The organism is Enterococcus infantis, from assembly GCF_049166715.1.
GTDB lineage: Bacteria > Bacillota > Bacilli > Lactobacillales > Enterococcaceae > Enterococcus_C > Enterococcus_C leclercqii.
On the sequence record NZ_JBMHFB010000001.1, the window covers coordinates 208,110 to 231,120 of the forward strand.

21 protein-coding genes and 1 tRNA gene are annotated in these 23,011 nt (G+C 44.6%); 10 read left to right on the plus strand and 12 right to left on the minus strand.

What is annotated here, in order from left to right; translation table 11 throughout:
* Positions 1-41: 41 nt before the first annotated feature.
* On the minus strand, positions 42-1,805 hold the full coding sequence (locus tag ACOMA8_RS00895; RefSeq protein WP_421367630.1) for a glycoside hydrolase family 13 protein: 1,764 nt from the start codon (positions 1,803-1,805) through the stop codon (positions 42-44).
* 465 nt (positions 1,806-2,270) lie between these two features.
* On the opposite strand from ACOMA8_RS00895, the gene ACOMA8_RS00900 reads away from it, so the two are divergent.
* The 3 genes from ACOMA8_RS00900 (at position 2,271) to ACOMA8_RS00910 (ending at position 5,988) form a co-directional block, all read left to right on the plus strand.
* Entirely contained in the window at positions 2,271-3,539 is a 1,269-nt protein-coding gene (locus ACOMA8_RS00900; RefSeq protein ID WP_161899239.1) for an extracellular solute-binding protein, read from the plus strand.
* 226 nt (positions 3,540-3,765) lie between these two features.
* Positions 3,766-5,115: a carbohydrate ABC transporter permease gene (locus ACOMA8_RS00905; protein WP_161899240.1), complete on the plus strand. Its 1,350-nt coding sequence runs from the start codon at positions 3,766-3,768 to the stop codon at positions 5,113-5,115.
* 3 nt (positions 5,116-5,118) lie between these two features.
* On the plus strand, positions 5,119-5,988 hold the full coding sequence (locus ACOMA8_RS00910; RefSeq protein ID WP_161899241.1) for a sugar ABC transporter permease: 870 nt from the start codon (positions 5,119-5,121) through the stop codon (positions 5,986-5,988).
* A 619-nt stretch (positions 5,989-6,607) separates the two neighbouring features.
* On the opposite strand, the gene ACOMA8_RS00915 is transcribed toward ACOMA8_RS00910, so the two are convergent.
* On the minus strand, positions 6,608-7,486 hold the full coding sequence (locus tag ACOMA8_RS00915) for an alpha/beta fold hydrolase (RefSeq protein ID WP_161898133.1): 879 nt from the start codon (positions 7,484-7,486) through the stop codon (positions 6,608-6,610).
* A 178-nt stretch (positions 7,487-7,664) separates the two neighbouring features.
* Entirely contained in the window at positions 7,665-8,114 is a 450-nt protein-coding gene (locus tag ACOMA8_RS00920) for a GNAT family N-acetyltransferase (RefSeq protein ID WP_421367634.1), read from the minus strand.
* A gap of 222 nt (positions 8,115-8,336) precedes the next feature.
* On the opposite strand from ACOMA8_RS00920, the gene ACOMA8_RS00925 reads away from it, so the two are divergent.
* The 3 genes from ACOMA8_RS00925 (at position 8,337) to ACOMA8_RS00935 (ending at position 10,939) form a co-directional block, all read left to right on the plus strand.
* Positions 8,337-8,669: a hypothetical protein gene (locus ACOMA8_RS00925; protein ID WP_421367636.1), complete on the plus strand. Its 333-nt coding sequence runs from the start codon at positions 8,337-8,339 to the stop codon at positions 8,667-8,669.
* 259 nt (positions 8,670-8,928) lie between these two features.
* Positions 8,929-10,509 carry an Nramp family divalent metal transporter gene (locus ACOMA8_RS00930; protein WP_161898130.1) on the plus strand — a complete coding sequence of 527 codons (1,581 nt, stop codon included), beginning with the start codon at positions 8,929-8,931 and terminating at the stop codon, positions 10,507-10,509.
* Complete coding sequence (locus ACOMA8_RS00935; protein WP_421367639.1) at positions 10,502-10,939, plus strand: universal stress protein; 438 nt, start codon at positions 10,502-10,504, stop codon at positions 10,937-10,939. The genes ACOMA8_RS00930 and ACOMA8_RS00935 overlap by 8 nt, the downstream gene beginning before the upstream one ends.
* A 328-nt stretch (positions 10,940-11,267) precedes the next feature.
* Here the strand turns inward: ACOMA8_RS00935 and modA are convergent, their stop codons facing one another.
* Together modA and ACOMA8_RS00945 are read right to left on the minus strand one after the other, a co-directional pair.
* On the minus strand, positions 11,268-12,122 hold the full coding sequence (modA, locus tag ACOMA8_RS00940) for a molybdate ABC transporter substrate-binding protein (RefSeq protein WP_421367641.1): 855 nt from the start codon (positions 12,120-12,122) through the stop codon (positions 11,268-11,270).
* Between the two features lie 322 nt (positions 12,123-12,444).
* On the minus strand, positions 12,445-12,795 hold the full coding sequence (locus ACOMA8_RS00945; protein WP_421367643.1) for a DUF2200 domain-containing protein: 351 nt from the start codon (positions 12,793-12,795) through the stop codon (positions 12,445-12,447).
* Between the two features lie 260 nt (positions 12,796-13,055).
* Here ACOMA8_RS00945 and ACOMA8_RS00950 point away from each other — a divergent pair, with 260 nt between their 5' ends.
* The 4 genes from ACOMA8_RS00950 to ACOMA8_RS00965 are packed head-to-tail and all read left to right on the plus strand — an operon-like array spanning position 13,056 to position 16,583.
* Positions 13,056-14,222 (plus strand): double-cubane-cluster-containing anaerobic reductase, encoded by a 1,167-nt coding sequence (locus ACOMA8_RS00950; RefSeq protein WP_161898126.1) that lies wholly within the window; start codon positions 13,056-13,058, stop codon positions 14,220-14,222.
* Positions 14,222-15,061 carry an acyl-CoA dehydratase activase gene (locus tag ACOMA8_RS00955; protein WP_421367645.1) on the plus strand — a complete coding sequence of 280 codons (840 nt, stop codon included), beginning with the start codon at positions 14,222-14,224 and terminating at the stop codon, positions 15,059-15,061. The genes ACOMA8_RS00950 and ACOMA8_RS00955 overlap by 1 nt, the downstream gene beginning before the upstream one ends.
* Positions 15,062-15,097: 36 nt before the next feature.
* Positions 15,098-16,078 (plus strand): TDT family transporter, encoded by a 981-nt coding sequence (locus ACOMA8_RS00960; RefSeq protein WP_421367648.1) that lies wholly within the window; start codon positions 15,098-15,100, stop codon positions 16,076-16,078.
* Positions 16,079-16,091: 13 nt separating this feature from the next.
* Positions 16,092-16,583, plus strand: coding sequence for a C-GCAxxG-C-C family protein (locus tag ACOMA8_RS00965; RefSeq protein ID WP_161898123.1), 492 nt, complete (start codon positions 16,092-16,094; stop codon positions 16,581-16,583).
* Between the two features lie 160 nt (positions 16,584-16,743).
* Here ACOMA8_RS00965 and ACOMA8_RS00970 read toward each other — a convergent pair whose 3' ends face one another.
* The 7 genes from ACOMA8_RS00970 to ACOMA8_RS01000 all read right to left on the minus strand — a co-directional run bounded on the left by ACOMA8_RS00970 (position 16,744) and on the right by ACOMA8_RS01000 (position 22,959).
* A complete protein-coding gene (locus ACOMA8_RS00970; protein WP_421367651.1) occupies positions 16,744-17,646 on the minus strand; it encodes a cation diffusion facilitator family transporter in 903 nt (300 codons plus the stop codon).
* Positions 17,647-17,907: 261 nt separating this feature from the next.
* Positions 17,908-18,219 (minus strand): MGMT family protein, encoded by a 312-nt coding sequence (locus ACOMA8_RS00975; protein ID WP_421367653.1) that lies wholly within the window; start codon positions 18,217-18,219, stop codon positions 17,908-17,910.
* A 60-nt stretch (positions 18,220-18,279) separates the two neighbouring features.
* A tRNA-Gln gene (locus ACOMA8_RS00980) sits at positions 18,280-18,352 on the minus strand.
* 76 nt (positions 18,353-18,428) lie between these two features.
* The gene (locus ACOMA8_RS00985; protein WP_421367655.1) at positions 18,429-19,580 is read right to left on the minus strand and encodes a glycerate kinase family protein; all 1,152 of its coding nucleotides are present in this window, start codon (positions 19,578-19,580) and stop codon (positions 18,429-18,431) included.
* A 44-nt stretch (positions 19,581-19,624) separates the two neighbouring features.
* Positions 19,625-21,064 (minus strand): glycoside hydrolase family 1 protein, encoded by a 1,440-nt coding sequence (locus ACOMA8_RS00990; protein WP_421367657.1) that lies wholly within the window; start codon positions 21,062-21,064, stop codon positions 19,625-19,627.
* 198 nt (positions 21,065-21,262) lie between these two features.
* The gene (locus ACOMA8_RS00995; RefSeq protein WP_421367660.1) at positions 21,263-22,234 is read right to left on the minus strand and encodes a diaminopimelate dehydrogenase; all 972 of its coding nucleotides are present in this window, start codon (positions 22,232-22,234) and stop codon (positions 21,263-21,265) included.
* 350 nt (positions 22,235-22,584) lie between these two features.
* Entirely contained in the window at positions 22,585-22,959 is a 375-nt protein-coding gene (locus tag ACOMA8_RS01000; RefSeq protein ID WP_421367663.1) for a pyridoxamine 5'-phosphate oxidase family protein, read from the minus strand.
* Between the last annotated feature and the right edge of the window lie 52 nt (positions 22,960-23,011).

A 23,011-nucleotide genomic window follows, 5' to 3' on the forward strand; every position in this document is an offset into this window, starting at 1 on the left:
AAAAAACCGCCACGGATACACGATCACGCGGCGGTCACAACTCAATGAAGCAGCAGAAATCCCTTAGGAGAAATCAAAACCCGCTCTTCTTCCACCGTGGCTAGATTTCCCGTCAACAGTTTATATCGCGGAACCGGGATCTCTTGTGTCACAGTTCCAGTATTGAAGATACCCAGAATTTTTCCGTCAGCGGATTCTCTGGCTAGTACGACCATGCCGCTGTCTTCATCGGCTTTTTGCCAATCCATCCGTCCCTCAGACAAAATCGGTTGCCATTCTTTACGAAGTGCCACCATATTTTGGAAAAAGTCGAACATGTCTTGATCTTGTTCTTCTGGATCCCAGACCATACACTTGCGGCAATCAGGGTCCATCTCACCGGTCATCGAATACTCATCGCCATAATAAATACAAGGAACTCCTGGTTGCAAATAAGTAAAGGCCACCACCTGTTTCATCAGGTCCTTATCCCCTTTGGCTTCTGTCAAAAGTCGCGGTGTATCGTGAGAGTCTAACACATTGAATTGAATTTGATTCACCTGATCGCGATAGAGCATCAGTTGGCCATTGATCTCAGATACCATTTTTTCCATTGGGATTTCACCTTTGACAAAGTACCCCATGATGGCGTCTGTATAGGCATAATTCATAACTGCATGAAACTCGTCTCCTTGCAGCCAAGATTGAGAGGAATGCCAGATTTCACCGAGAATGTAAAAATCCTCCTTGGCTTCATCACAGACTTGCCGGAATTTTTTCCAAAAGCCGTGATCCACTTCGTTAGCCACATCCAAGCGCCAAGCATCAATATCAAATTCTTCAATCCAGTAACGAGCGATATGCAAGAGGTACGCCTGAACTTCCGGATTGGCAGTATTCAATTTCGGCATATGAGGGGTAAATGCAAAGACATCATAGGTCAAATCTTTGGCATCTTCAAAGTCGTTGCCTGGTGTATACGTCGCCGGAAATTCATTGACGTGGAACCAATCGGCATATTTTGAATCTGCACCATTTTTGAGTACATCCTGCCATTGGGGAGAAACATCCCCCATATGATTAAATACGGCGTCCAGCATCACCCGAATGCCTCGCTTGTGACACTCTTGGATCAATTTTTTCAAAAGTGCTTCATCACCGAAAGCCGGATCTACCTTCAAATAATCGATGGTATCGTATTTATGATTGGAGTGGGCTTCAAAAATCGGGCAGAAGTACAAGCCATTGATTCCCAGCGCTTCCAGATGATCCAGATGGTCCAAAACACCTTGCAAGTCCCCGCCGAAAAAGTCTTGGCGATCCGGCGCTTTGGAGCCCCAAGCCAGGGTTCCTTCCGGGTCATTGCTCTTGTCACCGTTTGCAAAACGTTCTGGAAAAATTTGATACCAAACGGTGCTTTTTACCCATTCAGGCGCTTTGAAGCGGTCAGATTCATGGAGGTAAGGCATCCGGAAATAATTATTGGGCATTTGCAGATATTCTTCCTGATAAGGAAAAACACCATGATCTCCATAAAAAATTTCCGTCCCGTCATGTCCTTTTAGATGAAATCCGTATGCTAAGCGTTTAAAAGGGGCACCCGTCTCACAGACCCAATAGTCATAGAGATTGGTGGTCAGATAACGCACCATCTTGAGGGGTGCTTCATACCAGTTTTCTTGATGCAATGTGTAGGTATCCCCGTGAAGTAGATTGGCTTCCTTGATATCTCCACGAGCAGTTCGCAGTCGAATTCGCATCTTATCGGCTGTGTACAAAAAAGCAAATTCGCTGTCGGGGCGATGATAGATTGCTGCTGTATTCATTGATTGTCATCCTCCTGAATTAAAGTCGGTGCCAAAAACTTCCTTCATAAAAAATTTCTGGCCAAGATCACAGGAATCTTGCCGAACAAATCTGATTATTCGTCCTTATTACCCGTTCATTATGGCACAATCCGCAACGTATTTCAAGAATTTTAAGCAATCGTTTGCATTACAAATCACAAGCCGTTATCTGGTGTATTTTCCTGTAAAAAGGACTTTCTCCTGAGTATTTCCACGAGGCTTGGTTCAGATTGCAGCTGTCAATAAAAACAAATCATTCTTACATATTATAGTAGGAGTTTGTTTTTGAATGATTTATTTCCTTTTTCATCCACAGAATCTTTTCACGAAAAAAACAAATTATTGAAGGATATCCCTTGACTATTTCCGCAATCGGTTGCATAATACTCTTGTAAGCGAAATCATTCTTTGACATCAGTCAAACAATTATGGAGGGAACAGGAAATGAAAAAAAATTGGAAAAAGATTCTCATGAGTTCCGCAGTATTGGGCATTTCAGCTTTGACGCTGGCTGCATGTGGCAGTAGCAAAGATGATGCGTCTGGCGGTGACACCAATACTTCCGGATCCGGCGACGCAGCAAAAATCGAAGGTGATTTGAAACTTTGGGTGGACACAGACCATATCAAAGCTATCCAAGGAATTGTCGACAACTTCGTTAAAGAAAACCCCGATGTAAAAGTTGAAGTCAAAGCCGGCTCTTCTGCAGATGCGAAAGCCGATGTTTCAAAAGACCCTGAAAAAGCTGCCGACGTCTTCATGATGCCACATGACCAAGTAGGACAAATGGCTGAAGCCGGTCTCTTATATCCAGTAGGAACCAAACAAGCTGAAACTATCAAAGAAAACAATACCGAAGCTTCTGTCAATGGTGTGACTTGGAACGATAAGATTTATGGCTACCCATACGGTGTTGAATCACAAGTTCTCTACTATAACAAATCAAAACTGTCTGCTGATGATGTGAAAACTTGGGAAACCTTGACTGCAAAAGGCAAAATCGGTACGAACTTCGGTGAAGCCGGCGCAAACTATATCTTTGGCCCATTGTTTATGAGTAACGGTGACGTCCTTTTCGGTGAAAATGGCGAAGACCTGCAAGGAACCAACTTTAACAACGACAACGGAATTCAAGTTTTGAAATGGATTGCTGCTCAAAAATCAAATCCAGGAGTTGTTCAATCTTCTGAATCTGCCTTGAGTAACTTACAATCTGGTAAAACAGATGCCTTCCTCAGCGGCCCTTGGTCTAAAAACGACGTTGAAAAAGCCCTTGGGGACAACATGGCAGTAGCTGCTTACCCAACCATCGATTTTGGTGATGGTGCCAAACAAATGATGGCCTTCATGGGTGTAAAACTGTACGGTGTTAACCAACAAACTAAATCACCACTTGCTGCAATGGCATTAGCTGAATACTTGACCAACAAAGACTCTCAAATGATCGAATTTGAAACCAACGGCGTGATTCCTTCCAATAAAGAAGCACAAGCTGACAGCAAAGTGACTGACGATGCAGTAGCTAAAGCTGTTATGGAAATGACTGACCCTGAACACACTGTCGTAATGCCTAAATTGCCAGAAATGGTTTCCTTCTGGCCACCAATGGATGCTTTGATCAACGACACTTACAAAGGCAATATCAAAGAAGCAGACTATCAAGCAAAACTAGACAAATTTGTTCAAGACATCTCCAAAAAAGTGGAAGAATAAGTTCTGCTTTCTATTCTGACAAAGCTGCTTTGGACTTAATTGGGCAAGCCGGTGAGAACAGACTCCCTACACCGACAGTCTCCTAAGCCGTACCAAGGCGAAGAAACTTGATAAACAAACGATAATCGGGGGGTGAATTTGCGCCCCCCGCTTTTTAAAACGCTGAAGCTTTCCGCATGATTCGGAAACTTGGGCGCCTACCTACCAGAAAGTAAGGTGAGAATCGATGTTTAAACGAAAAAATTCCCAGCAACACATCACCTTTAGAGAATTGTTCAAAGAAGGCGATCTGCCGACTAAGCTATCATTTCTTATTATGGGTTCAGCCAACTTTGCCAACAAACAAATTCCTAAAGGACTGATCTTTTTAGCCACCCAAGTGGGCGTTATCGGTTGGTTGTTTTATTCAGGCTTTCACGCGTTGGCGATGCTGCAATCATTAGGTACAAAAAAACAAGGCCTCGTCTACAATGAAAGTCTCGGCATCGAAGTACTGCAAAAAGGCGATAACTCCATGCTGATCCTCCTCTTTGGGATCGCTGCTATCTTAGTCTGTGTGCTCTTATTGATTATGTATATCATCAATCTCAAGAGCGCTCGCCACATCTATGAATTAAAACAAGCCGGTCAAACGATTCCCTCTACCAAAGATGATCTGATCAGCTTAGTGAACGAGCGGTTCCATGCAACTTTGATGACGATTCCTCTGTTGGGCGTCTTGTTCTTTACGGTTTTACCGCTTCTTTACATGATTTCGATCGCATTTACCAACTATGACCACAACCACTTGCCGCCAAAAAGTCTATTCACTTGGGTAGGTCTACGCAACTTCGGAAATGTCATTTCCGGTGATATGGCCAATACCTTCTTCCCTGTTCTCGGCTGGACCTTGATTTGGGCAGTGCTTGCCACCGTCACTAATTTCTTTTTCGGGGTTATCCTCGCCCTTTTGATTCAATCAAAAGGAATTAAATACAAAAAGTTCTGGCGTACGATTTTCGTCATTACTATGGCCGTTCCACAATTTGTCTCGCTGCTGATCATGCGTAATCTCCTCAATGATGCCGGCCCCATCAACTCCATCCTTATGAATTTGGGCTGGATCAAGAGTGCAATTCCGTTTCTGACTGACCCTTTGATGGCCAAAATTACAGTCATCATTGTTAACATGTGGATTGGGATTCCGGTTACTATGCTGGTTTCTACCGGGATCATCCAAAACCTGGACCGTGATCAAATCGAGGCCGCTGAAATCGACGGTGCCAATAAGTTCCAGATTTTCAGAAGCATTACTTTCCCACAGATTTTGTTTGTCATGACGCCAGCGTTGATTCAGCAATTTATCGGAAACATCAACAATTTCAATGTCATCTACCTTTTGACCGGTGGTGGCCCTTCAAATTCCGATTTCTACGGTGCCGGTTCTACCGATTTATTGGTGACCTGGCTGTATAACCTGACTGTCAACACGATGGATTACAACTTAGCTTCCGTTATTGGTATTCTGATCTTCATTCTATCTGCGGTGTTCAGCTTGATCATGTACACCCGCACCAATTCATTCAAGGAGGGTTAACCCATGGCCGTACAAGCAAAAAACAAAAGCTATCATCGCAAGCAACGGTTGAGTCGAACCTTGATCTATGCGATTTTGATTATCATGGCAGTTGTCTGGATGTTTCCAATCTTTTGGATTATTCTTACCAGCTTCCGGGAAGAAGGCGGCGCATTTGTCCCTTATATCATCCCCAAGCAGTTCACTTTAACTAACTATATCAACTTGCTAAAAGATGCTTCCGGTAACTATCCCTTTGTTCGTTGGTTCTTAAATACTTTGTTCGTTGCTGTTTGCAGCTGTGTGTTATCCACGTTTATCACCATTGCAATGGCCTATGCTTTGAGTCGACTACGTTTTAAACTGCGCAAACCTTTTTTGAAAGTTGCTTTGGTTTTGAACATGTTTCCAGGCTTCATGAGCATGATTGCTGTCTACTACATTTTGAAAGCATTGAACTTGACCCAAAGCCTGTTCGCTTTGATTCTGGTTTACTCAGCAGGAGCGGCACTGGGCTTTTATATCGCCAAGGGGTTCTTTGATACCATTCCAATGGCGTTAGATGAGTCCGCAATGATTGACGGGGCCAACAAATGGCAGATTTTTACTAAGATTACGTTGCCTCTGTCTAAGCCAATCATCGTCTATACCGCTCTGATGGCATTTATGGGCCCTTGGATGGATTTCATCTTCGCCCGCGTCATCATGGGAGACAACATCCAGAAATACACGGTGGCCATCGGGTTGTACACGATGATGACTCGCACCACCGCCAACTCCTTATTCATGACCTTCACCGCCGGCTGTGTTCTGATCGCCATCCCTATCACACTGCTGTTCATCTACATGCAGAAATATTACGTCGAAGGCATCACATCCGGTTCCGTCAAATAACAAACCAATAATAAGAGCAGCTAAGGAGATCCCTCAGCTGCTCTTATTATTATTTCAAAAACACAGATATACCATTAAACAAATATTTTTTTATGGCATAACAACTCTATAAAAAGACCGACATTGTAGCTTTTTTCACTATCTTTAAACTCAAAACCCTCCCATTTTTTTCAATTTTAAAGAAAAAAAAGGAACAAGCCAATGAAAACACTATCAAATCAGGCTTAGCTCAGTTAATAATGATTCAAAATAGCCTTTTCTTTATTCAAATTTCCATTCAATAATTGTCTTTCCTGCCAAAGGGAGATAAAATTAACTTGTAAACAAGAGATAGCTCAAGCGGGCTTCCCCGATATTCCGAGATTTCCCCAACTAGACACAATTGATTTGGTTTACGGTCTCCCCAACCTTAAACTTTTTTGACTGGTGTCTTTTGTCAAAGAATATTGCCTTGCAGAGAAAGATCTTCTTGGTTTTCACTTTAGCTGTTGTTTCATTTTCAAAGGCAGGGTGTCTGAGCGACACCTGCCAACTCAACCTCCCAATAATATATCTGATACACTCTCCCTCAACTGCCGAAAGCCCCCCTGCTTTCGGCTCTTTTTTTGTATACTCTCCCTCAATCCAGGAAGGTACGAATCTTTTCATAGACTTGCAGATAATCAATCTCATTTAAGACTTCGTGCTTCATCCCCGGCAGCTCTTCACTTTGAATGTTGTGGTAGCCAATTTTTTGCAAAGTCGCCAACGTATCGGCAAGCCCTTTTTTCCCTCCCGTAATTTTGGTATCTTCAGCCCCCACTAGGTTTAGAATCGGTAAATCCGGGTTTTGACACTGATACTTGTCATAGGCTTTCAACTGATGATCCCCTTCCCAGATAGTCAGTAAACTACGCACCGGATAAAGCTTCACCATGTTAGGGTCATTTTTAGCTCGCTCATTGCTCTCTGGATTGTTCGATAACCAATCTTGTTCCACACCTAAGTTTCCGGAAAGATAGTTCAAAAACTGATTGGTTTCCATATTGCCCCGTCGCTTTGTAAAGGCTCGTCCCAATTTGATCGCCAGTGGAACGATAGGAACATAATTGGCGGTTCCGGTAAGCACCAATTTGTGCAGCTGGTTGTCGTGTTGTTGTAAATAATTACGCGCCAAAATCGAGCCAAAAGAATGGCCATACATACTCAAGGGTAACGTAGGATATTTGCTTTTGATAAAGGCCGTGATTGCTGCTTGATCCGCAACCAACAGGTCAAAATCATGCATGACACCGTGGGGATCTTTTTCAGATACTGAGCCGCCGTGTCCCCGATTATCCGACAAAATAATGACATAACCGGCATTATTCATATAGTTGGCAAAATCAAAATAGCGTTCTTTGTACTCCAAAGCACCATGAACAATCTGCAAGATTCCTTTTGGTGCCGGATGATCAAAGACAGCCAATTCCAATTTGGTTTGATTTTCGGTATTGAGTTGATAATACTCTGGGGTCATATGGGTTCTCCTCCTGTGGGATAAGTGCAACAGTCCTGCTGTTGTTTGCCAGCTGTCAAATGATGCCCAGTAGCACACGTAAAGCTGCTGACTGGATTTGACTGAAGACTTGATTATTCCATTTTTGCCTTTTATAGTAACCGTTTTCCACTGCGCCGACAAGCACAGACTGTCAGTTTTACGACAGGGGAAAGATTTTGTCCATTTTAATATGGGGCACCGGCGCGTGGGGCATTTCATAGACTTCACCAAAACTGCGGTAACCCAGTTTTTCATAAAATCCTTTGGCTGAAACACGAGCTTCTAACCAAATGCCTTGAGCACCTTGCTTACGGGCTGTTGCTTCTAATTCTGCCAAAAGCTTACGTCCCACCCCTTTACTTTGCAGTTGGGTGTCCACACACAGATAGTCAACAGCTTGCCATCCCTCTGGCTGGTGTGACATTACTGCGACCCCCAAAAGGCTGCTTCCCACCTCATTATATGCTCCCAAAATTAGCGCCTTTGCTTCTTGAGAGAAATCTTCTTGAAAGATATCCAGTCCCAGGGGTTTACGCATGATCCGATCTCGTAAAGCCAGCGTCTCCTGATATGCGGAACTACCATAGTTGATTTTGACAATTTTCATCACAAGTACCTTCTTTTTAACAAGTTGTCTCCTTCCGCTTTCATCTGTAAAAATGGCTAGGAAGGTTTCCGTCTCCATGATACCTCAAGGTGCTTGCGACGGCAAAAAGTCTTAGGAAAAAGTCTTAGCAGGTGTTGTTCGTTGCAGATTTCTTGGTATTTGCGTATAACTGAAGTAGCCAGTGGCCCTCAACCAGCCACAATAAGTGAGAGGAATGATCCTATGTATCCCATCGTACCAGCCAATATGACCGAAATAGCCGAAAAAATCGCCTACCTGGAAGAAAAAGGAAAGGAAGTCTCTGAAGAAGAAGTTATCCGTCAAGCTGTTTTAGACAACGGCCAACAGATGCTGGACGGCGCTTTGGAGGGCCCCTACTGGAAATTAGCTTGGCAAGACGGCGACAGCAAGTTAGCCGTATTCGACATCATGAACAAAGAAGTCGGTGCCATCGCTAGTCCTTCTGGCTCCTTTATTGACGACTTCAAGCAAAACACACCAAATTTCGTCCGCTTTTTAGCTGACCATATCCAAACCATCGTAGACAATGATTAATCCTTCTTGCAAAAGACACTTGAAAGCAGTTATCCCCCTGTTTTCAAGTGTCCTTTTTAGAATCGCTATCGTTTCCAGAAAATTCCCTCTCTATGCTATCATGAGGAGAAAACGTTTCATCACTTGTCAGAAAAATTTTTATCCTTTCAGAATAAACGATGCAACTTTCGCATGAAAATTCGGCTAACCTAACTTTTTACTTTTGTTTTGCTAAAAGCAGGAGTACAATAGCACCGAAGAAGAGAAAGAAGGGATCTGCATGCAACACTCTCCAAAAGAACCGCAATCACATAAACTGCTGGCACACACCAATGGTCTCTCATTGCAGGAGATCAATGGGACCGTCAAAGTCCCCAAAGGAAAAGGCTTTTGGCCCACACTTTTAGCCTACTCCGGTCCGGGGGCACTGGTAGCCGTTGGGTATATGGACCCGGGGAACTGGTCCACTTCCATTACCGGCGGGCAAAATTTCCAATACTTACTGATGTCGGTCATCTTGATCTCCAGTTTGATTGCTATGCTCTTGCAATATATGGCTGCCAAGCTGGGGATTGTTACCCAAATGGACTTGGCACAAGCAATTCGCGCACGTACGAGTAAGCAATTAGGGATTGTTCTTTGGATCATCACTGAGCTGGCGATTATGGCGACAGATATCGCCGAAGTTATCGGGGCTGCGATTGCACTCTATTTATTGTTTGATATTCCCCTGGTGATTGCCGTCTTCATCACAGTCTTTGACGTCTTATTATTGCTGCTTCTGACTAAGATCGGCTTTCGAAAGATCGAGGGTATTGTAGTCTGTCTGATTTTCGTGATCTTATTTGTATTCGTCTATCAAGTCGCTCTGTCTCATCCTGATTGGAGCGCCGTCTTAAAGGGCTTCATCCCAACTGCCAAGACCTTTTCAGAAGATACCGTAGTCAATGGTCAAACACCCTTAACTGGCGCATTGGGGATCATTGGAGCTACGGTCATGCCTCACAATTTGTATCTGCATTCAGCAGTTTCTCAAACTCGTGAAATTGACCACAACGACGAAGAAGATGTGGCACAAGCTGTCCGCTTCACTACTTGGGATTCCAATATCCAACTCTCACTGGCATTTGTCGTAAACGCACTCTTGTTAATCATGGGGGTGGCGGTTTTCAAATCTGGGACTGTTCAAGATCCTTCTTTCTTCGGACTTTTCCATGCACTGTCAGATCCAGAAACTATGAGTAATGGCGTGTTGATGAATGTCGCAAAGACCGGCCTCTTATCGACGCTGTTTGCTGTCGCATTGCTTGCTTCTGGTCAAAATTCTACCATTACCGGGACTTTGACCGGCCAAGTAATTATGGAAGGCTTCATCCATCTGCGGATTCCTATCTGGCTGCGTCGCTTGGTAACCCGTTTGATTTCTGTGGTGCCGGTAATGATCTGTGTGTTGTTCACCCGCAGTGATAATCCAGTGGTAGAACACACCGCTTTGAACAATCTGATGAACAATTCCCAAGTCTTTCTGGCCTTTGCGCTACCATTCTCCATGTTGCCGTTATTGATTATGACCAATAGCGAAAACGAAATGGGCCATCGTTTTAAAAATCGCCTGATCGTCCAAATTCTCGGTTGGTTTTCGGTTGTTTCCCTGACTTATCTGAACTTAAGGGGACTGCCCAGTGCAATTCAAGGATTTTTCGGGGATTCCCCTACTTCCGGCGAGATTCAGTTAGCCAATGGCATTGCTTATTTTCTGATTGCTGGGGTCTTGGCGTTGTTGGCATGGACTATCACCGATCTTTATAAGAGCAATAAACGCTATGAAGAAAGCCTGAAAGCTGGTGAAAAAGATGAGTGAAGTCTTTAAGTTCAAAAACATCATGGTGGGAGTCGACATTTCCGAAGATGCGCAAAAAGCATTTCATTACGCTGTTGAACGGGCGCATATCGATGCTGCCAAGCTATTAATTGTCTCGATTTTGGAGACCGATAACATGAATGTCTATCAAGCAATGGACAATAATTATATTAAAAGCGAGCGGGAGAAACTAATGGCACGGCTGCTGACCTATCAGCAATATGCGGTAGCTCACGGTGTCAAAGAAGTAGAAACCTATACTGGCGAAGGGGATGTCGCGGAAGTCATCGTCAAGACCATTTTGCCCAATGTCACCGCTGATCTCTTAGTGGTGGGTTCCAATGACAAAAAAGGGCTGATTGGCTATTTCGGTTCTCACGCAGCCTATATCGCAAAAAATGCCCCCATCTCAGTAATGGTCGTCCGCTAAAGCTGTTCTTAGGTCTACCGGCGATTGCCTGCAAAAGAATTGACGCTGGGGTATCGATAATTCTCCAACGAAAAATGAGCCCTGCCTCATGTATAAAAAAGTACACAACACTGATCTCCTTTGATGAAAGCAAGGCTTGTCAGCATTTGAAATTTTTCATCATGAAAAGACGGCGACCTTCCGATTATTCATGGAAGGTCGCCGTCTCTTGTTTGTGACTCACGTTTGGTAGTATTCGCTTCAAAGGTAGTGACTAAACGAGTGTCACAGCCTCCTAATTGTCAGCGCCCCCAACACTTTTTGCTAACCCGCGTTTCTTGTGGACAGCTTAGTTAGCAATCGGTGTAAAGCCGTATTCTTTAAAGATGTCAGCGGCTTCTGCCGTCTGTAAGAAGGCCAAAAATGCTTTTGTTGCTTCGGCATTTTTACTTGCTTTGACGATTCCGGCTGGATAAATGATTGGTTTTTCCAGGCTGTCTGCCGGTGCTTCAGCAATAATTTTAACTTTATCCGTCGTTTTGGCATCTGTTTCATAGACGATCCCGGCATCGGCACTCCCTTCTGCCACCCAGTTCAAGACTTCCGTCACATTGGTCCCCAAACTAAAGCGGCTTTCCAACTTGTCCCAAAGCGACAGCTTGGTGAGAACTTCTTTTGCATATTGCCCTGCAGGAACACTTTCCGGATCACCAATTGCAATCGTTTTGGCTTTTTCGATGTCTGTGAATGCCTTTAGACCTTCTGGATCATTGGTAGGTGTAATCAAAACCACCTTGTTTTCCAACAAATCTGTCACTGTATCTTTGTCAATCAAGTCTTCAGTCACCAGTGTAGCCATTTGTTTAGTCGCTGCTGAGAAGAAAAGATCGGCTTCCATTCCTGATTCAATCTGTGTCTGCAGTTTCCCTGAGCTGTCGTAAGTCCCTTCAATAGTCACTTCTGGATGTTCTTTTTGATACAGCGGAATTAATTTTTCCTGAAAGGCATATTCCAAGCTGGCTGCAGCTGCCAAGTGCAGCTTCACGGGTTCCGCTTTCTCTGTCGAAGCTGTCGTACTGGCGGCAGTCCTACTTTCTCCCGTACTATCACTTGCACTTGCATTTGCATTTCCACTATTTCCACCACAACCACCTAGTAATGCTGCCAAGCTTACCGCCATTACAGCTGTCCAAAACTTCTTCATTTTTTACCCTCCATCAATTCAATTTTTCTAAAATCAAGCGCTTTCTTTCAACACTCAAAAGTCTAGCACGATATCCTGCAAAAAGATAGCGCAACCGATAAAATATTTTTTATTCTAATAAATATTTTTTAGTTAAAGAATTCCAAAAAAAGTACCCCTGTCCTATCAAGTTTTTTTCTCCCTTGATAGTCAGCGATACTCACTTATTTCTAACCATTCGGCTCTAATCATGGTTTCAGCTGTTTTCTGGTTACCCTCTAGTTTCCCTAAAAGCAACCAAAACAAAGCCGCCACCCCTTGTAGTCCCCCTTCACAAAACTTGTCAGCTGCGCAAGATTTTCTCCAGCGCTTTTCCTTTGGCCAACTCATCCACCAATTTGTCCAAATAGCGGATTTCCTGCATTAAAGGTTCCTTTATCTCCTCCACGCGGACGCCACAGACAACGCCCTTAATCAGCGATCGCTGGGGATTTAACCGGGGGGCTTCTTCAAAAAACTGCCGAAAATCAACTGTGGCAGCAATCTGCTTCGCCAATGCTTCATTTGAATAACCTGTCAACCAAGTTATTATCTCATCGACTTCCTCTTTTTTACGGCCCTTTTTCTCTGCTTTTGCCACGTAGAGAGGATAAACCGCGGCAAAAGGCATGTTATAAATTCGTGGTCCGGTCACAAAAACGCCACCTTTCAGCTTTTCTCCATTTTACCATTTGCTTTTTAAAATGCCCCGCGCTCCGCTTTTAAATGTCATTCAAAAAACAAACAAAATATTTTTTATTATAGATTAATATTTTTTATTCCTCCTTTCACCCGACTCTCATCAGCTCTTGCCAGACTAGTACAAAACTACTATACTCCTTTTGACAACGTTTACATAACGTCGAAACCCGACGCTATCTTTTCAAAATAGAACATAAAAGGAGTATCAATCACATGGAAGTCAAAACTACCTTACCAGAAATTTTTGACGAGTTTGGGGAGGCTCGCCAGCAAGGATTTCTGACCGTCAAAAAAATGAAAGAAAGTGGTCAGCCGGTCGTCGGTGTCTACTGTACGTTTATGCCAGAAGAACTGGTATTAGCTGCTGGAGCAATCCAGATCAGTCTCTGCTCCACTTCTGACGAAACGATACCGGAAGCCGAAGAGGATCTGCCTCGAAACCTCTGTCCCTTGATCAAATCCAGTTACGGCTTTGGTAAAACCGACAAATGTCCCTATTTTTATTTTTCCGACTTGGTGGTAGGGGAAACCACCTGTGACGGCAAGAAAAAAATGTACGAATACATGGCCGGTTTCAAAGACCTTTACTTGATGCAGCTGCCTCACAACCGGGACAGCGAAACCAGTCGCCGCCTTTGGTACAGTGAACTGGTCGCCTTTAAAGAAAAGCTGGAAGACTATTTTGGCGTGACCATCACTGATCGTCAAATTCAAGCTGCAATTCAATTGAAGAATCGGGAACGAATCGCTAAACAAAATTTCTATCGTCTTGGACAACTGAATCCACCGGCCATTTCTGGTGGGGAAATTTTTCGAGTGATGTACGGTGCCCAATACAAATTTGATAAAGAAGAAATCATCCAGACGTTAGAGGAAACCACCGCCAAAGTCAAAGCCCAGTATGAAGCGGGACACCGCCTTGATGATAAGCCGAGAATTCTGGTGACAGGTTCTCCCATTGGTGGCGTGACAGAAAAAGTCATCCGCGCCATCGAAGAAAATGGCGGCATCGTAGTAGCTTTTGAAAATTGTACAGTAGCCAAAGCGGTTGAAAAGTTAGTCGATGAAACCCAAGAAGACGTCTATCAAGCTTTGACTGATAAATACTTGCAGATTGGTTGTGCCTGCATGTCTAACAACCAGCCTCGAAAAGAGCTTCTCAGCCAAATGGTTGATGACTATCAAGTCGACGGCGTTATCGATATGGTTTTACAAAACTGTATTCCATTTTCGGTGGAATCTTTGCAGATTAAACGTTTCTTGCAAGAAGAAAAACAAACGCCTTATATGTATCTGGAAACCGACTACTCGACTGCTGATATCGAGCAGATCAATACCCGGGTTGCAGCCTTTGTGGAAATGCTGGAGGTGCGCGTGTGATGCGGGTCATCGGCCTAGACTCCGGCTCCACTACCACTAAAGGTGTCCTCTTTGAAGCCGGACGTCTGACCAAAAAGAGCCTGCTTCCCACAGCCGGCGATCCAAAAAAAGCTATGCAAGCCGTGCTAGCGCAATTAGACCCTAGTCTCCCAGAGCTTGCAGAAGTAAGTGATACTGCTCACAATGAAGACTCGCCAGCAGACACCTTTTTAGTAACTACCGGCTATGGTCGCAAATTACTGCCGGCCGATCTAGTTGTCACCGAGATTACTTGTCATGGTAAAGGAGCCGAATATCTGCGGACGGGTACCCAACAAGTTATTGATATCGGCGGACAGGACTGCAAAACAATTTTACTGAATGGACAAGGCGGTGTTGCTGAATTCAGCATGAATGACCGCTGCGCTGCGGGTACCGGCCGCTTTGTGGAAGTGATGATGCGAACCTTAGGGGAAGAAATCGAGGTGCTGGATTCCTTTGTTGCCGGGGCTGTACCGGTCACTATCAACAGCATGTGCACTGTTTTTGCCGAGTCAGAAGTCGTCAGCTTGATTGCAAAAGGTGAAAAACGTGAAGATATCGCACTAGGCGTCCTTTATGCAATCGCTAAACGGATTAACGGTCAATACAGTAAACTCCGGCCGCCAAAAGGTGCTGCGGTCTTCTTTACTGGTGGGCTGTCCGCCAGCAAAGCCTTCACCACAGTCCTGGCAGATACGATTGGCGCCCCGGTAATAACTAATCCTTTGTCACAGTATGCAGGTGCAATTGGTGCCGCCCAAATCGGGATCAAAAAATCAGCGGGGCACCCTCGCTTTGCGCCATCTCCACAAGTCTAGCTCTTCTTTTAACAATCAAAGAAAAGAGGAAAAAAGATGACACTGATAAAAAAAATACCATTGCCCATCACCGGCTTGATTTTAGCGATGTTTGTCTTGGGCAATCTGCTGCAAAGTGATTCGCAACTCGCCCATGACGGCTTAGGAATTTTGGCAACACTGTTATTAGGAGTAATTACCCTACGGATTTTCGCTGATCGCCAACAGTTTAAAAGTGAGCTGCAGCAGCCAGTGCCCGCTTCTGTTTTTCCTACCTATAGCATGAGTCTGATGGTCTTCTCCACTTATATTGCTGCCTTTCATTCCCAAATTGCATTGCTGGTTTGGATTTTCGGAATCCTGTTGCATCTGTTCTTGCTGTTACTTTTTACCAAACGCTGGGTCTTTGATTTTCACATTGAAAACGTCTATCCCAGCTGGCTGATTGTCTATATCGGAATTGTCACTGCCAGCGTCACGGCTCCAATTCACCAACAGTTTTTGGTGGGGCAGCTCTTCTTTTTACTGGGGGCTGGCTTGATTGTTGCTGTATTGCCACTGGTTTTGTATAGAGTTTACAAAGTAAAAAAGATTCCCTCCGTGCTGCGAGCCAATATCACCATCATCTGTGCACCAGTTTCCCTGTTGCTGGCAGGTTATTTGAACAGTTTTGCAACACCTCACAAAGGGGTATTTTTCGGATTACTACTAATCTCGCAATTGCTCTATTTCTTTATTTTGATACAAGTTCCGAGTTTTTTCACCAAAGCCTTTTTGCCCAGTTTTTCTGCCTTCACTTTTCCAACAGTAATCACTGCTCTTTCATTAAAGGCAGCGGGAAAATACCTGGCAGCTCAGAATGTTTCAATCCCGTTTTTTTCTGTCCTGCTTCGTTTTGAGATGATTTTAGCCGGCCTGTTTATCACTTATGTCTTCTTGGGTTATCTGGTAACTGGCCTAATCTTACCTCTAAAATCAGCCTGGCAGGAAAAATCGGCAATGACTAACGATTTAATGGATGAAGATCACACTAGTTAAGGAGAGTTGAACAATGGAAAAGCAAGAATATCTGGATATGGTAAGAGAAGTCGCTGAAACTTATTTCAGTACCGGAACCTATTATTGTTCCGAAGCGGTCGTCGAGACATTAAACGATGTCTTGGGTCAGCCTTATGACGAAGATGTCGTGCGGCTAGCCTCGGGATTTCCCATCGGTATGGGAAAGGCACAATGTCTGTGTGGGGCCGTTTCTGGCGGACAAATCTCTTTGGGTATGGTCTACGGCCGCAAACGGGGGGAACCAATGAACCCCGAAATGTTTGAAATCTCTAAAGGACTCCACGACTTTATCAAAGAAAAATACCGTTCCTGTTGTTGCCGCGTCATCACGCGACAATGGGCAGGGGATGACTTTATGTCAGAAGGCCGCAAACAGCATTGTATCGGCATTACCGGAGAAGTTTCCGTTTGGATCGTAAATGAGCTACTTGAACGAGGCGTATTGGATTTGGAAAAAGCACCGGTTATCCACGCCCACGTTTGATGACACATAAAAAACACCGCAAACAGCCGGCAGCTAATTTTGCCTACTGTTTGCGGTGTTTTGTTTTCAGTTGAGAAATACCTTTAATCCTTTAAATAGCAACAAGCTCTTATAGATAATCCCAGTACCTTGTGTTCAGCTGCAAAAGCTCTTCAGCTAATCAAATACTGTGCTTTACAGATTCGTCTTTAATTTCTCCCAGCTCCACTTGGATGGTAATATGCGCCAAATCAAACCGACTAGTCAACTCATGGTCCAGCTGTTCCAAAAACTGGTTATTGTCCGCTAAAGTTTCTCGGCAAAGATGGACAGTCATCGCATTTTCTGTCGTGCTCAGCGCCCAGATATGCAGGTCATGCTGCCCAATCACCGTTGGCTGGGACAGCAGGAATGCAGCTACCTCTTGATAGTCTACAGAAGGAGGAACACCGTCTACAGACAAAGCCAACGCGTCTCGCAAAAGCTGCCAGCTGCCAATAAAAATCACCACTGCGATGAGTATACTGATGACTGGATCCAACCAGAACCAATCCGTTACCTTGATTACCAAAGCTGCTAACACAACCCCCACTGAAACCAGCGTATCGGCAGCCATGTGTAAAAATGCCCCTTTGATATTGAGGTCACGCTTTTGATTTTTCATAAACAACCATGCGGTAAAGCCGTTAATCAAGATGCCAATTGTCGCTACAACGATTACCTGATTTTCAGCGACTGCCTGCGGAGCCCACAAACGCTGCACAGCTTCTAATAGAATACCCCCGACAGCAACCAGTAAAAATACTCCGTTGAACAAAGCCGCCAAAATCGAGCTGCGCTTATACCCGTAAGTCCGTTTCACTGTCCGAGGACGGCGGCTCAAAAGCAGCGCAATCCAAGAGACCGCCAGTCCCAAAACATCGCTGAGATTATGACCGGCATCTGCCACCAGTGACAAAGCATTCGCAGAAAAACCAAAGCCGGCCTCAATGACTACAAAGAGCAGATTGATAACAATTCCGATTTTAAAGGCACGATCCATTCCCTCAGAAGCATCAGAATGTTCATGATGATGTTCATGCATAATACAATTACCTCTTTTCAATTGCAGCAAATTCAATTTTTAAGTATTCCCGCGGTGTCTACCTTCTTTCCCGAAGTTGAAGAAGGCGGGCGCAAAAGAGATACTATCAAATGAATATCCATTCATATTTAACTGCATTTTAGCACAAGTCACGACCTTCTGCGAATTTCCGTTCCTTTTTTACAGCAACAATCAGACAGTTATTGTAGGTCCATTTATGAGAAACCGTAGACTATTTTGATACTCACCAGGTTTGCTTTGCTATCGATCGCCGTTCCAGCGGCACTGTCGCAGATCTACACTGCCATTTTCTCTAAAAACGACCCCTTCTGCTTGCAACAGTGCAGGCTGTTGCGGCCAGTTTTTCGCACAACTACCTTGCGCGTTCACTACACGTTGGCAAGGATAGCGACCATAGTATTCCCCACGCCTCAAGACTTTTCCCACTAATCGAGAATTGCGGGGATACCCTGCTAACTCGGCAATTTGTCCATATGTCGCAACTTTGCCTCGAGGAATTTCAGCAACGATTGCAAGTACCAAAAAGGCAAATTCTTCGTTTAATTTCGTCATAGTTTTTCCTCCCCGTTAACGAAAAAGACCGCAGAACCATATGCTCTGCGGTCTTTTTGATTGGGATAGCAGGGCTCGAACCTGCACTTACCTGATTCAGAGTCAGGCGCCTTACCAGTTTGGCCATATCCCAAAAATCCAACGTTGACATCATACCGCTGTTGAGAGATTTCTTCAAGCAAAAAGCCTCTGCACACAGCCCCGCCTCGCTATCTTTCCCGTAGTTGCCAGATTCGTGCAACATTTTTTCCTGCCTCCAGAAGATTTTGCCGGATCTGTTGGAGTGCCGTTGCCAAATCCACCGGTCCTGGAACAATAGGCAGAACCAGTCGGATTCCTTCTTGGTAAACTGGCGTAAGGTCTCCTTCACGGCTGCCTACTAGAGCAATGACCGGCTTCTTGTATTTTTTAGCAGCTTGGGCAATTCCTGTCGGTGCTTTGCCATTCGCCGATTGACTGTCCATTCGCCCTTCACCGGTAATTACCAAATCCGCGCTTCGAACTTTTTCGTCAAAATCAATCAGTTTCAAGATTGTATCGATTCCCGGCTCGATTGTTGCGCCACAAAAGGCCGCTAATCCAGCGGCTAAACCACCAGCCGCGCCTGCCCCGGGAAGGGCGGCAATTTCTCGTTGGAAAGTGGTTTGCAAAAGGTTACCATAGCGCGCCATCACAGGATTCCACATTTCAATCTCATTTTCAGGGATTCCTTTTTGTGGCCCATACACGGCGATAGCGCCCTGCTCACCAACTAACGGGTTGCGCACATCAGCTAAGATCACCAGTCGTGTCTGTTGTAGGCGGGCATCGAAAGCTGTCGTATCGATGCTTGCCAGCTCAACCAGACCAGCGATTCCCGGTGCTATTTCATCACCATCAGCGGTCAACAGACGGGCGCCAAGTGCTTGAGCCATTCCAGCGCCGCCGTCTGAGGTCCCACTGCCGCCTAAGCCAAAATAAATCTGCTTTGCTCCTTGATTTAGTACGTGCTTGATCAATTCCCCTACGCCACGTGTACTGGCTGTCACAGCGTCTTCGCGGGTCCCCGCCGTCAGATTGAGTCCGGCAGCGGCTGCCGTTTCAATCACTGCCGTCTCAGCGTCCAGCCAACCATACGCCGCTACTACAGGCTTTCCAGCGGGCCCAGTGACTTGCACCTGCTGGATTTCCCCTGAAAAAGCTGAAACTAATGCCGCTACCGTACCTTCGCCGCCATCTGCAACCGGAAGAACAGTGATTGTTGCTTGCGGCACAATCTGTCGAATTCCCTGGGCTGTCCACGTACCAGCTTCAAGGCTAGTGGCACTTCCTTTAAACGAGTCCATTGCAATCAAGATTGCCGGGCTTTTTTGCTGCGGCATTTCATCACCTGCTTTTTTGAATAATAACAAAACCAACTTGTTATTTAGCTTAAATCTTGCCCTTTTGAAGCAATAACTTTTTTATACCAGTCAAAAGATTTCTTTTCAAAGCGGTCACAAGTGCCATTGCCCTCGTCGTCTAAGTCGACATAGATAAAGCCATAACGCTTGCTCATTTCACCGGTAGAAGCACTGACTAAATCGATACAGCCCCACGGGGTATAGCCCATCAAATCAACACCATCCTGTAAAGCCTCTGCCATCGCTTCAATGTGAGCCCGCAAGTAATCAATTCGATAATCATCTGCAACATAGTGGTTTTCATCCGGCTGATCTAGTGCACCCAAACCGTTTTCAACGATAAAGACCGGCTTTTGGTAGCGGTCATATAATTCGTTTAAGGCAATCCGCAGACCTGCAGGATCAATCTGCCAGCCCCACTCGCTAGCTTTTAAGAATGGATTGCTGACACCACCAAGCAGATTGCCGGCAGAAGTTTCCGGATCTGGATCCGTTTCATTGACTGCCATAGACATATAATAGCTAAACCCTATATAGTCCACCGGATAATCTGCCAAAAGAGACAGATCGCCATCCACAATGTCCAACTCTGTCACACCATATTTTTCAAAGATTCGTTGTGTAAAGGCAGGGTATTGCCCCCGGATTTGAACATCGCCGCAGAAATAATTAAACTCCTGATTCGCAATTAAAGTCGCCACCTGATTGATTGGATTGGCATCATAGCTGTAAGTTGTTGCGTAGATCAGCATACAACCTACTTGTACCGCCGGATCCAACTCGTGAGCAATCTTTACAGCTTTCGCACTGGCTACAAACTGATGATGCCAAGCCTGGAAGATATTTTGGTAATCATCCCCACCATTTGATGGCACCATTCCTTGACTCAAAGCTGGAAAATGAAAAGCCGAATTGATTTCATTAAAGGTCATCCAATAACGAACCTTTTTATAATAACGATTCAATACCACCGCTGCGAAGCGTTCGTAAAAATCAATCAACTGGCGATTTTTCCAACCGCCGTAAGCTTTGGCTAAATTCAGCGGCATTTCATAATGGGAAATCGTAACAACCGGTTCAATTCCATACTTCAGACATTCATCGATGAGCTGATCATAAAATGCCAATCCTTTTTCATTAGGAGTCTGTTCGTCTCCTTGTGGGAAGATACGACTCCAAGCAATTGAAAAACGATAGCACTTGAAACCCATTTTAGCAAACAAGGCTATATCTTCTTTAAACCTCTGATAATGATCGATTCCTTTATGATTGGGATAACGGTACTTTGCTTCATCAATTTGCCAGACGAATTCTTTTGATCCGATGATCTTGAAGCGCTCTTTACCACCTGGCATCGCATCAGCTACCGATAATCCTTTGCCATCCGTCAGGTACGCGCCTTCCAATTGATTGGCTGCAGTTGCGCCGCCCCATAAAAAGTTATCTGGAAAAGCTTTGTTCATCCTTATCTTCCTCCAATTTGTTATTTATAGTTACAAAAGAACGTTTTCATAACATTATTGTATCGTAGTTTTTCTCGAGAGACTAAAATAAACCCTTCAGATTAACGCACTAAATCTTCACTATCACACTCAATCAGGTCCTGGCCTTTTTTCCAACAAAAAAGAAGCATCGTTAACCGATGCTTCTTTTTATTTTCGTCAAAGCAAAGTTTCCCGCAGCTCCTCATCACTTTTCGGTGACAGGTATTTTGGGGCAATATCCAAGACCGTGTAAGCACCATACTGCTTTTCTGCCGCCAGTCGAACACAAGCCCGGGCGTAAGCCACCAGTACACTGGCGGTAAATTCCGGATTGCTGTCCAGATGCAAATTGTATTCAATCACCTGCTGGACACCAGTAGAAGTTTCCCCCGTATGAAGGACTGTTCCGCCGTGAGGCATGGCTTTGTGGTTTTGATTCAGTTCTTCTTGAGAAATAAAGTGAACTTCTGTATCGTAATCCACAAAGTAGTCAGGCATCGTCACAATCGTTTGTCTCACTTTTTTTTCATCAGCGCCTGCTTCTAAAACGACGAAACATTCCCGAAAGTGTTTGTCTCTTGTCGTTAATTTTGGTTTTTTCCCTGCCCGCAACTGTTGAATCACTGTCTCATTGGGAATCGTATACTGCGTCGCATCTGCCACTCCGTTAATCCGCCGCAGCGCATCGGAATGTCCTTGACTGACACCTTTGCCCCAAAAAGTATTGGTGGCTCCTGTTGGCAGAATACTTTGAGCATACAGCCGATTCAAACTGAACAATCCGGGATCCCAACCGGTGGAAATCACGGCGACAGTGTTATTTTCTTTGGCCACCTGTGCAACTTTGGCGAAATGCTCAGGAATTTTTGCATGGGTATCAAAACTATCTACCGTATTGAAATCTTTTGTCAGTGCCGGCGTCTGGACTGGCAGATCAGTGGCGGACCCCCCGCAAAGAATACACACATCAATGGTTTCCTTTTGCTCGACCAGCTGATCCAGGTGGTAAGCCTGTGCTCCGGCTGTCGTCACTGTTTTTGGATCGCGGCGAGTAAAGACCCCCACCAATGCCATGTCAGGATTCAAGCCCAATGCCTGCTCCACTCCGCGTCCTAGATTTCCGTAACCAACGATTGCAACATTTATCATCTTTTCTCGCTCCTTTTTTGCCTAAAAGCTGATTTTTGATACAAAACTCTTACTGAAATTATACTCTATTCTGTTTACTAAAGTGGAAAAATTCTGAATTATCGCCAAATAATCTGCTATTTTTGTATGGTGTCCTCTTTCTCGAAAAGCTCTTTTCCTCATCAACTAATCGCAAATGAAAAAAGGCTTCCGACAATATTGCCGAAAGCCTGTTGCACCAACAAAATAATTCAGGCGCGCACTCTTTTAAAATATTACCGCCATGTCTTCCACGACCAGTCCAAACTGTTAAACGTTAATCTAAACAATCATTTTAGAAGATCAATCCAGATTCATACTCATTGCCAGAATCAGATTTTTTGTTGCAAATCGCTTACTTTAACTGCCAGGACACGAGTCAAAAAAGGCATTTCTTCATGCATCTTGTCATAAATCTCGCCAGATTCGATGAAATAGCCCTTGCCCCGAAGATGAAAACCAGCTCCTGGTCCGACAGTGCCAATCACTTCTTTGGAGCCCATTGTCAACAGCAGCTCATCGTTTTCCGCCATGTCTTCTTGAATGGAATGCATCCCAGCCGCTGGGATATACAGCGTGTCCCCTTGAATGTGCACATAGCTGTTCCACGTATTCACTGCATGAAATCCGGGAGCTTCTTTACTACTAGTGATAATCGTTACGACACCTTCGTGAGACATTACCTCTAAAAATTTTTCATTCAACATCTTCAGGACTTCCTTTGCATTTGTTTTTTCATGTTGACCATAGCACCAGTAA

What these genes read in the sequence shown, in the direction of transcription:
- ACOMA8_RS00895 (WP_421367630.1), bottom strand. Translation starts at nt 1,805, where the DNA reads ATGAATACAGCAGCAATCTATCATCGCCCCGACAGCGAATTTGCTTTT.
- ACOMA8_RS00900 (WP_161899239.1), top strand. Translation starts at nt 2,271, where the DNA reads ATGAAAAAAAATTGGAAAAAGATTCTCATGAGTTCCGCAGTATTGGGC.
- ACOMA8_RS00905 (WP_161899240.1), top strand. Translation starts at nt 3,766, where the DNA reads ATGTTTAAACGAAAAAATTCCCAGCAACACATCACCTTTAGAGAATTG.
- ACOMA8_RS00910 (WP_161899241.1), top strand. Translation starts at nt 5,119, where the DNA reads ATGGCCGTACAAGCAAAAAACAAAAGCTATCATCGCAAGCAACGGTTG.
- ACOMA8_RS00915 (WP_161898133.1), bottom strand. Translation starts at nt 7,486, where the DNA reads ATGACCCCAGAGTATTATCAACTCAATACCGAAAATCAAACCAAATTG.
- ACOMA8_RS00920 (WP_421367634.1), bottom strand. Translation starts at nt 8,114, where the DNA reads ATGAAAATTGTCAAAATCAACTATGGTAGTTCCGCATATCAGGAGACG.
- ACOMA8_RS00925 (WP_421367636.1), top strand. Translation starts at nt 8,337, where the DNA reads ATGTATCCCATCGTACCAGCCAATATGACCGAAATAGCCGAAAAAATC.
- ACOMA8_RS00930 (WP_161898130.1), top strand. Translation starts at nt 8,929, where the DNA reads ATGCAACACTCTCCAAAAGAACCGCAATCACATAAACTGCTGGCACAC.
- ACOMA8_RS00935 (WP_421367639.1), top strand. Translation starts at nt 10,502, where the DNA reads ATGAGTGAAGTCTTTAAGTTCAAAAACATCATGGTGGGAGTCGACATT.
- modA (WP_421367641.1), bottom strand. Translation starts at nt 12,122, where the DNA reads ATGAAGAAGTTTTGGACAGCTGTAATGGCGGTAAGCTTGGCAGCATTA.
- ACOMA8_RS00950 (WP_161898126.1), top strand. Translation starts at nt 13,056, where the DNA reads ATGGAAGTCAAAACTACCTTACCAGAAATTTTTGACGAGTTTGGGGAG.
- ACOMA8_RS00955 (WP_421367645.1), top strand. Translation starts at nt 14,222, where the DNA reads ATGCGGGTCATCGGCCTAGACTCCGGCTCCACTACCACTAAAGGTGTC.
- ACOMA8_RS00960 (WP_421367648.1), top strand. Translation starts at nt 15,098, where the DNA reads ATGACACTGATAAAAAAAATACCATTGCCCATCACCGGCTTGATTTTA.
- ACOMA8_RS00965 (WP_161898123.1), top strand. Translation starts at nt 16,092, where the DNA reads ATGGAAAAGCAAGAATATCTGGATATGGTAAGAGAAGTCGCTGAAACT.
- ACOMA8_RS00970 (WP_421367651.1), bottom strand. Translation starts at nt 17,646, where the DNA reads ATGCATGAACATCATCATGAACATTCTGATGCTTCTGAGGGAATGGAT.
- ACOMA8_RS00975 (WP_421367653.1), bottom strand. Translation starts at nt 18,219, where the DNA reads ATGACGAAATTAAACGAAGAATTTGCCTTTTTGGTACTTGCAATCGTT.
- ACOMA8_RS00985 (WP_421367655.1), bottom strand. Translation starts at nt 19,580, where the DNA reads ATGCCGCAGCAAAAAAGCCCGGCAATCTTGATTGCAATGGACTCGTTT.
- ACOMA8_RS00990 (WP_421367657.1), bottom strand. Translation starts at nt 21,064, where the DNA reads ATGAACAAAGCTTTTCCAGATAACTTTTTATGGGGCGGCGCAACTGCA.
- ACOMA8_RS00995 (WP_421367660.1), bottom strand. Translation starts at nt 22,234, where the DNA reads ATGATAAATGTTGCAATCGTTGGTTACGGAAATCTAGGACGCGGAGTG.
- ACOMA8_RS01000 (WP_421367663.1), bottom strand. Translation starts at nt 22,959, where the DNA reads ATGTTGAATGAAAAATTTTTAGAGGTAATGTCTCACGAAGGTGTCGTA.